Genomic DNA, 11,609 nt, shown 5'->3' on the forward strand with positions numbered 1-11,609 from the left:
TTGGGCTCCTGTCGGTGGTTTGAGGCGTCTATACAGGGGAAAATTCCGTTTGAAAATGGGGGGCGGGGCTGGAATTGAGCCCGCCCATCGCGTATCAGCGCCCGGTCAGTATCGGAGATAGATCAATGCCCACCGGGACCCCTCAGCCTGCCTTTGTCCTTGTCCGTCCGCAGATGGGCGAAAATATCGGATCGGCCGCGCGCGCCATGTGGAATTTCGGGCTGGATCGGATGCGGGTGATCTGCCCGCGCGATGGCTGGCCGAACGAGCGCGCCGTGGCGCTGGCCAGCGGGGCCGGGCGGCTGCTGGACGAGGCAATCCTGGCCGACAGCGTGGCCGAGGCCGTGGGCGATTGCACCTATGTGTTTGCCACTACGGCGCGGTCTCGCGGGCTGACAAAGCCGGTGGTCACGCCCGAACGGGCCATGCAGATCGCCGCCGAAAAAATCGCCGCGGGGGAAAAGGTGGCCGTGATGTTCGGCCCCGAACGCGCGGGGCTGGAGAATGACGATATTGCGCGGGCCAACGCGATTATCTCGGTCCCGGTGAACCCGGAATTTGCCAGCCTGAACCTGGCGCAATGCGTGTTGCTGATGGCCTATGAATGGCGCCGTCAGACCGCTGAAATCACCCCCGAGGTGACCGAAATGGCCGGCGCGGACTGGGCCAGCACCCTTGAGATCGAAAAACTGGCCGAGCATTACGAAGGCCGTCTGGATGACGCCGGGTTCTTTTTCCCCGAAACCAAGGCCGAGGGCATGAAGATCGTGCTGCGCAACTTGTGGTCTCGGATGCCGCTGACGCGCTCGGATGTGCAGATGCTGCACGGGATCATGCGTCAAATGGTGCGCTGGAAAGAGCGCGGCTGAGCGCTGGACGAACCCCCTTATGCGCCCTAGATTTGGCGCCAGAGACGACCCAAAAGGCACATCATGAGCGACAAACGCAGTATCTTCGAAGAGGTCTCGGACGAGGCGCCCAGCACCCGCACGCCCCCTGCGGGCGGGATGATTGACAAAGGCAAACGCGGGGCCCGGCGCGGCATTCGCGCCTGGCTGCTGGTGCTGTTTGCGCTGGTGGTTCTGATGATCGCGGTGGGCGGGCTGACCCGCCTGACAGACAGCGGCCTGTCCATCACCGAATGGAAACCCGTCACCGGGGCGATCCCGCCAATGAACGCGGCCGATTGGCAGTCTGAATTTGAAAAATACCAGCAGATTCCGGAATTCCAGTTGCAAAACAGTGGCATGAGCCTAGAGGAATTCAAATCCATCTATTGGTGGGAATGGGGCCACCGGCAGCTGGGCCGGGTGATCGGGCTGGTGTGGTTCCTGGGCTTTGCCGGCTTTCTGGCGGCGCGCGCGATCCCCGTGGGTTGGACCGGACGGCTGGTGCTGATCGGCGCTTTGGGCGGGTTGCAAGGGGCCGTGGGCTGGTGGATGGTCAGCTCGGGCCTGACGGGGACGATGCTGGATGTGGCCAGCTATCGTCTGGCCACTCATCTGGGGCTGGCCTTCATCATTCTGGGCTTTATCGCCTGGTACGTGTTCCTGCTGGGCCGCGAAGAACGAGACCTGATGCAGGCTCGCCGCAGCCGCGAGGCCAAACAATGGGGAATCGCGACGGGCTGGCTGCATCTGGCCTTTGTGCAGATCCTGCTGGGCGCGCTGGTCGCCGGGATCGACGCAGGCCAGAGCTTTACCGATTGGCCCTTGATGGGCGGGCAGGTTGTCCCGCCGCAGGCCTTCGATCTGACGCCGGTCTGGCGCAACTTCTTTGAAAATCCGGGGCTGGTGCAGTTCATCCACCGCTGCGTGGCCTATGTGCTGGCGATCTATGCGGTGATGGCGCTGCTGAAGGGGCGTAAATCGGCCCATGCGGGCACCCGCGCGGCCTTTTCCGCGGCCTTTATCGCGGTGCTGGGGCAGGTGGGGCTGGGCATTTATGTGCTGTTTTCGGGCGTGCAGGCCCATGTGGCGCTGACCCACCAGATCATCGCGGTGCTGGTCTGGGTGCTGATCCTGCGCGCGCGTTTTCAGGCCGGCTATCCGGTGGCTGACAAAATCAAAGGAGCCTGACCATGACCGCCTATGACGATTTGATGGGGTTCACCCGCCAGACCGAGGCCCTGGGACAGGTCGCCGGGCGTCTGGGCTGGGATCAGGAAACGATGATGCCGCGCGGCGCGGCCGATCAGCGGGCCGAGGAAATGGCCGCGATGGAATCCGTTCTGCACGCCCGGCGCACCGACCCTCGGGTGGGCGAATGGCTGTCGCAGATTGACGCGGCCGATCTGGATGAGGTGGGGCAGGCGCAGTTGCGGCACATCCGGCGCAGCTATGATCGTGCGATGAAAGTGCCCGCCGATCTGGCCGCGACATTGGCGCGCGTGACCAGCCGCGCCCAAGGCCAATGGGCGGCGGCGCGGGCGGCGGATTCATTCGCCGATTTCGCCCCCGTCCTGTCCGAAGTGGTCGCCCTGCGCCAGCAAGAGGCCCAGGCCCTGGCCGAGGGCGGCGATCTCTATGATGCGTTGCTGGATGGCTATGAGCCCGACACCAAGGCGGCAGAGCTGGAGCAGATGTTCTCTGCCCTGCGCCCCCGTCTGGTCGCCCTGCGCGAGGCCGCCCTGGCCAAACCCGCCCCCGCAGGCGTGACCGGCACTTTCGACGAACAGACTCAGATGAAACTGACCCGCCAACTGGCCCGCACCTTTGGCTATGACGGCCATCACGGCCGCGTGGATAAGGCCGTGCATCCGTTCAGCTCGGGCTCGGGGTTGGATGTGCGGATCACCACCCGCACCAGCCCCACCGATCCGTTCAACTGCCTCTATTCCACCATCCACGAGGTCGGCCACGCCTGCTATGAGCAAAACATCAACCGCGCCTATCTGCTGACGCCGCTGGGGCAGGGGGTGTCCATGGGCGTGCATGAATCGCAATCACGGATTTACGAAAATCAACTGGGCCGCTCGCGCCCCTTCACCGGCTGGCTGTTCGGCCAGATGCGCGATGCCTTCGGCGATTTCGGCATCTCGGATGAGGATAGCTTCTACGCCGCCGTCAACCGCCTGCAAAACGGCTTTATCCGCACCGAGGCCGACGAGGTGCAATATAATCTCCACGTCATGCTGCGGTTCGATCTGGAACGCGCCCTGATCTCTGGAAACCTGGCCGTCTCCGACCTGGAAACCGCCTGGAATGACCGCTTCAAGGCCGATTTCGGGTTCGAGGTCGATAAGCCCTCGAACGGTTGCCTGCAAGATGTGCACTGGTCCGTCGGGCTGTTCGGCTATTTCCCCACCTACAGCCTGGGCAATGTCTATGCCGGCTGCCTGAACGCAGCGCTGCGCCGGGATGTCCCAGATCTGGACGCGGCCCTGTCCCAGGGCGATACCAGCCCCGCGACCGATTGGCTGCGCCAAAATCTTCAGACTCACGGCGGGCTCTACAAACCCGTCGATCTGATCACCCAAGCCTGCGCTGCCGCCCCCTCCGAGGCCCCGCTTCTGACCTATCTGGAACAGAAATTCAGCGACCTCTACAATCTCTAACGGCACTGTCAAAACGGCACTGTCAAAACCGTCAGCCCGGCCCCTCTGCGCATTTCATTCTGATAAAAATACTTCGGGGGTCGAGGAAAATCCCCCGGATTTTCCTCCAGGGGGCTGGCCCCCTGCCGCGCGGCTTGCCCTCAGCGCCCGTCCAAATGAAAACCGCGGCCATCCGACAAAGCAGCAGGCCCCGCCGAAGCGGGGCCATCAGTCTCAGCTGTCTGCCTCATCCGCGTCTTCGTCGCCGCTTTCGGCAATCCGCGCGACCGAGACAACCTCTTCGCCCTTGCCGGTGTTGAACACTTTCACCCCACCGGCTGAGCGCGACCGGAACGAGATCCCCTCGACAGGCACCCGGATGGATTGCCCTTTCGAGGTTGCCAGCATCACCTGATCGTCCATTTCCACCGGGAACGAGGCCACCAGTTCACCGCCGCGCATTGCCTTGTCCATGGCCATCACGCCCATGCCGCCGCGCCCGCGCACCGGATAGTCGTGGCTGGAACTCAGCTTGCCCGCGCCCGCGCTGGTGATCGTCAGGATCAGGTTCTCTGCGGCCGACATTTCGGCATAACGCTCTTGTGGCAGGGCGGCGTCGGCATTGCCGCCATCCTCGTCGCCCTCGGCCTCTTCGGTGACACCGGCCATCAGGCGGCGCATTTTCAGATAGGCGGCGCGCTCGTCCGGGGTCGCGTCAAAGTGACGGATCACCGACATCGACACCACATTATCGCCACCCGACAGTTTGATCCCGCGCACCCCGGTCGAGTTCCGCCCCGCGAACACCCGCACATCCGTGGTGGGGAATCGGATCGCCCGGCCTGAATTGGTGACCAGCATCACGTCGTCATCTTCCGAACAAATCCGCGCATTGACCAGGCTGACCGAGCCATCCTCGGGCAGTTTCATCGCGATCTTGCCGTTGGATTTGACGTTGGTGAAATCCGACAGACGGTTGCGGCGCACATCGCCCGCCGAGGTGGCAAAGACGATTTGCAGGTCGGCCCAGTCGTCCTCAGGCACATCCACGGGCATGATTGCCGCGATCGAAACGCCCTGCGGGATGGGCAGGATGTTGATGATCGCCTTACCCTTGGCGGTGCGCCCCCCCTGCGGCAGGCGCCAGGTCTTCAGCTTGTAGACCATCCCGTCGGTGGTAAAGAACAGCAGTTGCGTATGGGTGTTGGCCACAAACAGCGTGGTCACCACGTCCTCTTCTTTGGTCTGCATCCCCGACAGGCCCTTGCCGCCGCGTTTCTGCGCGCGGAAATCGGCCAGCGGCGTGCGTTTGATATAGCCGCCCGAGGTCACGGTCACGACCATGTCCTCGCGCTCGATCAGGTCCTCATCCATCATGTCACCGGACCAATCGACGATCTCAGTACGGCGGGGGACGGCGAATTGTTCGCGCACTTCGCGCAGCTCATCGGCGATGATGCCCATGATACGATCGCGCGAGCCCAGGATTTCCAGGTATTCCTTAATCTTGCCGGCCAGCTCTTGCAGCTCGTCCGTGACTTCCTGCACGCCGATCTGGGTCAGCCGTTGCAGGCGCAGCTCCAGAATGGCGCGGGCCTGGGTTTCCGACAGATTATAGGTGCCATCGTCGTTCATCTTATGGGTCGGATCGTCGATCAGACGGATGTATTCGGCGATGGATTCGGCCGGCCAGCGGCGGGTCATCAGCTTTTCGCGCGCCTCGGCGGCGTCGGCGCTGGCGCGGATGGTCGCAACCACTTCGTCCACATTGGTGACGGCGACGGCCAGACCACACAAGATATGCGCCCTCTCGCGCGCCTTGCGCAGCAGATAGGCGGTGCGGCGCGCCACAACATCCTCGCGGAAGTCGATGAACGAGGTCAGGAAGCGCCGCAGCGTCAGCTGCTCGGGCCGCCCGCCATTCAGCGCCAGCATGTTGCACCCGAACGAAGTCTGCATGGGCGTAAAGCGGAACAGCTGGTTCAGCACCACCTCGGCGGTGGCATCGCGTTTCAGCTCGATCACCACGCGCACGCCGTTGCGATCAGATTCGTCCTGAACGTGGCTGATGCCCTCGATGCGTTTTTCGCGCACCGCTTCGGCGATCTTTTCGATCATCGAGGCCTTGTTCACCTGATAGGGGATCTCGTCGATGATGATGGCGTAGCGGTCTTTGCGCAGCTCCTCGACGCGGGTTTTAGAGCGGATCACGACGCTGCCGCGCCCTTCGAGATAGGCCTTTCGCGCGCCCGAACGCCCCAGCATGATGCCACCCGTCGGGAAATCGGGGCCGGGGACATATTGGATCAGCTGTTCGCTGGTCAGGTCCGGATCGTCAATCAGAGCCAGCGTGGCATCCACGACTTCGCCCAGGTTATGCGGCGGGATGTTGGTGGCCATACCGACCGCAATACCGCCGGCACCATTGACCAGCATGTTGGGGAAACGTGCGGGCAGAACTGTTGGTTCCTGGTCCTTGCCGTCATAGTTGTCCTGGAAATCGACCGTATCTTTGTCGATGTCGTTCAGCAGGAAGGCAGCGGGTTTGTCCATCCGCACTTCGGTGTAGCGCATGGCCGCCGGGTTATCCCCGTCCATCGAGCCGAAGTTGCCCTGACCATCCAGCAAGGGCAGCGACATCGAGAAATCCTGCGCCATCCGCACCAGCGCGTCATAGATCGCGCTATCGCCGTGGGGGTGGTATTTACCCATGACATCGCCGACCGGACGGGCCGATTTACGGTAGGCCTTATCGTGGCTGTTGCCGGTTTCGTGCATGGCATAGAGGATGCGCCGATGCACAGGTTTCAGACCGTCGCGCAGGTCCGGAATGGCCCGGCTGACGATGACGCTCATGGCGTAATCCAGATAGGACGATTTCATCTCGTCCGTGATCGACACGCTGGGGCCGCTGTATGTGGGGCGCTCTGGTGCGTTTTCTTGTTCGTTTTCAGGGGGTTGAGGCGTGTTGCTCACGTTATCTTACCGCTCTGTCTGGATCGTCTATATTTTGTTACATTGGTTATATCAGAGCCATCATATGGGGTGCAATGGCTGTCGCGATCTGATTACGCACAGACAAAAAGGCCCCGAAAAATCGGGGCCCTTCAACGCGATCAGAGCTCTGTCAGACGATGGTGATGGTGTCCGCAAGATAAGAAATTTCTCCGATCCCCCAGGGACCAAATGTGATGGATTCACCGCCATCGAATCTCAGAAACTGGTCCCCGTTGTTATCAACGCCTCCAAACAGATCCACCACTTCTTGGGCGGTCAGTGTGCCGTGGTCGCTCCACAGTGCGTCGTCCAACTGCAGAGTGTAGCGTTCACCGAAGAACATCAACGTATCATTCCCATCGCCGACCCCGAAAATAAACAGATCATTGCCGCCCACTACGTATAGTTCAGTATCGGCCCCGTAGAGAACGTCATCCCCGGCCCCGCCGATGATCGTGTCATCAAAGGCCGATCCATCAATTGTGTCATTCCCGGCGCCGCCCTCGATATAGTTGCTACCAGAGTTAAACCCAGCACCGCCATGGCCACCGGATATTCTATCATTTCCAGCGCCGCCAAATATGGAATCGTGGCCCCACGCGGCGTAGATATCATCATCCCCATTCCCGCCATAGATCAGATCATCCCCTTCGCGCCCGACTATGGAGTCATTTCCGTCGCCACCGAAGAGTCTGTCGTTACCGTGTGCTCCATAGAGGGTGTCGTGCCCATCGCCGCCGAAAATTGTGATGTTTCCATAAACAGGCGTGTAGACATCAGCCCATCTGACGTTGTCGTCTCCGTCGCCGCAGTGGATCAGGTGGTTTCCATCGCTGTAAAAGATTCTGTCATTTCCGGCCCCGCCGAAGAATGTGTCGTTGCCCTCTACTCCATAGAGGGTGTCGTCTCCGTCGCCGCCATTCAGCAAGTCGTCTCCGTCGCCGCCATTCAGCAGGTCGTCATCTGCGCCGCCATGGAGCGTGTCTTGGCCTTCCCCGCCGAAGAGCGCATCATTCGCGTCCCAACCCAATATCAAGTCGTTTCCTGCGTCGCCCAAAACCAAGTCTGCACCATACCCCGCGCTGATCTGATCGTTGCCGTCTCCTCCGAAGATCGTGTCATCCCCGCGGCCGCCGTAGATCACATCATCGCCCGTTCCGGCATCGATCAGATCCGCACCGAGGCCCCCGCCAATCAGATCATCTCCGTCGTCGCCATGGCTTATATCATCTCCCTCGCCGCCCCAAAGCGTATCGTTGCCTTGACCGCCGCTTATCAAATCAGCGCCCCCCCCCACCACGCAGAATGTCATCGCCGCGCCAGCCCCAGATCGTGTCGCTGCCGCCTGCGCCAGTCAGGCTGTCGTCACCTACGAATCCAAAAATCTCTTCGTCGTCCTCATCCCCGACGACTGTAATGCGGATTTGAGGAAGAAGAGTGGGGTCTCTCATCCAGGCTAGGATGTTGGACAGAAAAGTCGGCTGTTTGAAATAGGACCTATCGAGTTGCATGACATGTCTCTTTTACCGGTAAAATGAACTGGCAGCCGAAATGTCAAAGACAGGGCTGCCTGGCGCAATTCTAAACCATAAAAGGACGAAAAACCAACCAACTCCACCCGCAAAGCGAGCGTAAGCGAATAAGGTTTGGCAGGGCCTAATGGCCGCTGGCTGGGCTGTCGAATGGCCCGCGCTTCGGCAGGGGGCCGTTCGGTCTGAGTTTCAATAATCCGAGGGGGTCAGACGATGGTAATATCGTCGATCAGCCCGGTCAGATCGAAATAGCCGGTCAGGGTGACCGTTTCGCCTGAGGCGAAGGTCAGCACCACGCCACCGGCCTCGACCGCGCCGAACTGGTCAATCACCTGTTGAATGGTCAGCGTCCCCGAGGCCGCCCACAGATCGTCATCCAGCTCCAGCCGGTCGCCTTCGGTGGTGTCAAAATCCATGACCGTGTCCTGGCCGCCGCTGGTTGTGAAAAAGAACACATCCGCGTCGTCGTTCCCCCAAAGCACGTCATTGCCTTCGCCGCCGACCATGGTGTCGCGGCCCGCGCCGCCCTCAAGGGTGTCGTTGCCCTCGCCGCCATCGACCGAGTCATGGCCCGCGCCGCCCAGGCCCCAATCGTGTCCAGCCTCGCCGCGGACCGTGTCCTGGCCGTTGCCGCCTTCGATGATGTCATCGCCGTAATGGCCGTTGATCACGTCATTGCCCGAATTGCCATAGACGATGTCATTGCCGCTTCCGGCCCAGATTTCGTCAGCACCCATCCCGCCAAAAACCAAATCCGCGTGGGTTCCGGCAAAGATCGTGTCATTGCCCAGCCCGCCGTCAATTGTATCCAGGCCAAGCGCGCCACCGATGATGTCATCGCCGTCACCGCCGTTCAGAGTGTCCCGGCCGCTGCCGCCCCAAACCTGATCATTGTCCGCGCCGCCATCCAGGCTGTCAGCGCCCTGGCCGCCCATCAAGGTATCCAGCCCGGCCTCGCCCAGCAGGGTGTCATGCCCGTCAACGCCGCCAATCATGTCATCGCCCGCGCCGCCGAAGGCCAGGTCATTTCCTGCGCCTCCCCACAGGATGTCATGCCCGCCCATCGCATAGAGCGTGTCATTCCCCGCGCCGCCCAAAAGAACGTCATGCCCGTCCGAAGCCCCGGCAGCCGTGTCGTCACCATAGATCAGGTCGTCGCCGGTGCCGCCGCCCAGCTGGTCATCTCCGGTGCCGCCAAGCAAAGTGTCGGTGCCGCTGCCGCCCCAGACCTGGTCATTGTCCGCGCCGCCATCCAGCAGGTCATCCCCGCCGCTGCCCAGAAGCGTATCCTCACCGCCGGCGCCGGACAGGTCATCGGCGTCTCCGGTGCCGGGCAGCAGCTCGTTGGTGTCGTCTCCGACAAGGGTAATCCATGTCTGCAACGAGGCATTGCGCCCGGTCAGAGTGCTGGGCAATTCCGCAGAGAAAAACAATGGGCTGAATTCATGGCTGAGCAATGGCATAGCTGGTCTCGTTTACGATTTACGAATACGCCCCGGACGGGAGTCCGGGTTAATACGCCTCTAAGGTATTGATTTATTGGATTGGAACGCAAGGATAGTGCCGGTCGCAGGCGCTATTTGCCTTGAAAAACAACCGCTGGGGCGCGCATTGCGCGTGCTGGTTGAGGTCGCGGGGCGCACAAGCGATGCAAAGGGCCAAAGGGCGGTGCAAAGGGGGACGCCGGTTTCCAGGCGATTCCCCCAAGGTGCCGGATCAGGGAATGATCCGGGTGTATTTCAGACCTTCAAGGCTGGCACCGGCCAGCAGGCCCGCCTGCCCAAAGACCACGGCCAGAACCGGAGCGGTGGCGGTGGTGGTTTCGGCTCGGACATTTTCAGCCACATCCGAGAACACGTATTCCATATCCGCCCCTGCGGCCCAGCCCGATCCGCGACGGAAATCCTCAAGCGCGTCCTGCGTCATGAAGAACAGCACATGCGCATATTGCTGCGCGCCGGCCTGAAAACCAAAGCTGCCCTTGGCCGAGGAATAGTAATCCACCGTCACGCCATTGACGCGCAGCGCGCCCCGGCCATAGCCGCCGCCGACGATAAAGCCCGCCTCGGTCACCAGCGGCATTACCAGCTGGCCCACCGATTTGGCGGCCACGTCCTGCGTGTTGGGGTATTTGTTATAAAGATAGTCCAGCGTGGCATTCACGCGCGCATCAATCGTCGAGGCATTCGGAGAGCCGATGCCATTGCCACATGCGGCGGTCATCCCCGCACCGGCCAGCGCGGCCAGCGTAAAGCTGCGTCGGGTTAGGTTTGTCATGTCACTGTCGCCTGTCTGTCTGTTTTCCAGAGTGTTACCGGCCTTATCCGCAGCCGGTTCATGGGCCAAGTATAGGGCCGGGCAGGGGGGCTGTCACGTCTCGTGTGGGGCGTGGGCAGTTTTCGGCGCGCGCGGGCTGGGCTGCCTTGCGCCCCAGTATCTTACCCCCAGCTGCATCAGGTCTCTTGCAGGTGGCGCGCCACGGCGGGGGCGAAATAGGTCAGCACCCCGTCACAGCCTGCGCGTTTGAAACACATCAGGCTTTCCAGCATGGCGCGCTGCCCGTCGATCCAGCCATTCTGCGCAGCGGCCTGTATCATCGCGTATTCGCCGGACACCTGATAGGCATAGGTGGGCACGGCAAAGGCGTCCTTGACCCGGCGGCAAATGTCCAGATAGGGCATTCCGGGTTTGACCATCACCATATCGGCGCCCTCGGACAGGTCGCGCTCGATCATCCGCAGGGCCTCGTCGGAATTGGCGGGGTCCATCTGATAGGTGGTCTTATCGCCCTTCAGCGCCCCCGAGGCCCCAACGGCATCGCGGAACGGCCCGTAAAAGGCGCTGGCGTATTTGGCGGCATAGGACAGGATCATCGTGTCTTTGAAGCCCTCGGATTCCAGCGCCGCGCGAATGGCGCCGATCCGGCCGTCCATCATGTCCGAGGGGCCGATGATGTCCACGCCGTTGCGCGCCTGTTCCACGGCCTGTTTGACCAGCGCCTCGACGGTTTCGTCATTCAGGATCCTGCCGTCCTCGACCAGCCCGTCATGGCCGTTCGCGTTATACGGATCCAGCGCCACATCGGACATGATGGCAATCTCGATACCCGCCTCCTTGATGGCGCGGCTGGCGCGGTTGGACAGGTTATCGGGGTTCCACGCTTCCGAGCAGCAGGCGGTTTTCAGCGACGGATCGGTATAGGGAAACAGGCAGATCGCCGGAATGCCCAGATCGGCGGCCTGGCGGGCGGCCTCGATGATTTTGTCCACCGACAGCCGGTTCACGCCGGGCATCGAGGCAACAGGCTCCACAATGCCCTCGCCCTCGCGGACGAAAATGGGCCAGATCAGATCGCCCACGCTTAGCGTATTTTCCTGCACAAGAGCCCGGATTTGCGCCGATTGACGGGGCCGGCGAAAGCGCGTGGTGGGAAAAGGGGCCTGGGCGTTGTGGGGCATCTTGCGTTTCCTTCCTGAGTGCCGTGCATCCGTTGCATGGAATTTCCCGTCACTCAAGGGTAGGAATTGCCGCGCAGGCCGGGTAAT

Annotated in this window: 9 protein-coding genes; 3 read left to right on the forward strand and 6 right to left on the reverse strand. The window is 61.7% G+C overall.

Features of this window, described 5'->3' with window-relative positions:
* Positions 1-125: 125 nt before the first annotated feature.
* The 3 genes from ACP15O_RS12470 (at position 126) to ACP15O_RS12480 (ending at position 3,556) form a co-directional block, all read left to right on the forward strand.
* Positions 126-869, forward strand: a complete 744-nt coding sequence (locus ACP15O_RS12470) for an RNA methyltransferase (protein ID WP_425096430.1) — start codon at positions 126-128, stop codon at positions 867-869.
* 63 nt (positions 870-932) lie between these two features.
* Entirely contained in the window at positions 933-2,078 is a 1,146-nt protein-coding gene (gene ctaA / locus ACP15O_RS12475) for a heme A synthase (protein WP_425096431.1), read from the forward strand.
* Positions 2,079-2,080: 2 nt separating this feature from the next.
* The gene (locus ACP15O_RS12480) at positions 2,081-3,556 is read left to right on the forward strand and encodes a carboxypeptidase M32 (RefSeq protein WP_425096432.1); all 1,476 of its coding nucleotides are present in this window, start codon (positions 2,081-2,083) and stop codon (positions 3,554-3,556) included.
* A 213-nt stretch (positions 3,557-3,769) separates the two neighbouring features.
* Here ACP15O_RS12480 and gyrA read toward each other — a convergent pair whose 3' ends face one another.
* From gyrA to hemB, 6 genes are all read right to left on the reverse strand, one after another.
* Positions 3,770-6,511, reverse strand: coding sequence for a DNA gyrase subunit A (gene gyrA, locus ACP15O_RS12485; RefSeq protein WP_425096433.1), 2,742 nt, complete (start codon positions 6,509-6,511; stop codon positions 3,770-3,772).
* 151 nt (positions 6,512-6,662) lie between these two features.
* Positions 6,663-7,844, reverse strand: a complete 1,182-nt coding sequence (locus ACP15O_RS12490; protein WP_425096434.1) for a calcium-binding protein — start codon at positions 7,842-7,844, stop codon at positions 6,663-6,665.
* Positions 7,813-8,043 carry a hypothetical protein gene (locus tag ACP15O_RS12495; RefSeq protein ID WP_425096435.1) on the reverse strand — a complete coding sequence of 77 codons (231 nt, stop codon included), beginning with the start codon at positions 8,041-8,043 and terminating at the stop codon, positions 7,813-7,815. Before ACP15O_RS12495 ends, ACP15O_RS12490 begins: the two co-directional genes overlap by 32 nt.
* A gap of 227 nt (positions 8,044-8,270) precedes the next feature.
* Positions 8,271-9,527, reverse strand: a complete 1,257-nt coding sequence (locus ACP15O_RS12500; RefSeq protein WP_425096436.1) for a calcium-binding protein — start codon at positions 9,525-9,527, stop codon at positions 8,271-8,273.
* A gap of 253 nt (positions 9,528-9,780) precedes the next feature.
* Positions 9,781-10,341 carry a lipid-binding SYLF domain-containing protein gene (locus ACP15O_RS12505; RefSeq protein ID WP_425096437.1) on the reverse strand — a complete coding sequence of 187 codons (561 nt, stop codon included), beginning with the start codon at positions 10,339-10,341 and terminating at the stop codon, positions 9,781-9,783.
* Between the two features lie 176 nt (positions 10,342-10,517).
* Positions 10,518-11,522: a porphobilinogen synthase gene (gene hemB, locus ACP15O_RS12510; protein WP_425096438.1), complete on the reverse strand. Its 1,005-nt coding sequence runs from the start codon at positions 11,520-11,522 to the stop codon at positions 10,518-10,520.
* Positions 11,523-11,609 lie beyond the last annotated feature (87 nt).

This window comes from Youngimonas ophiurae (nom. illeg.) (assembly GCF_049803795.1).
Classification (GTDB): Bacteria; Pseudomonadota; Alphaproteobacteria; order Rhodobacterales; family Rhodobacteraceae; genus Thalassobius.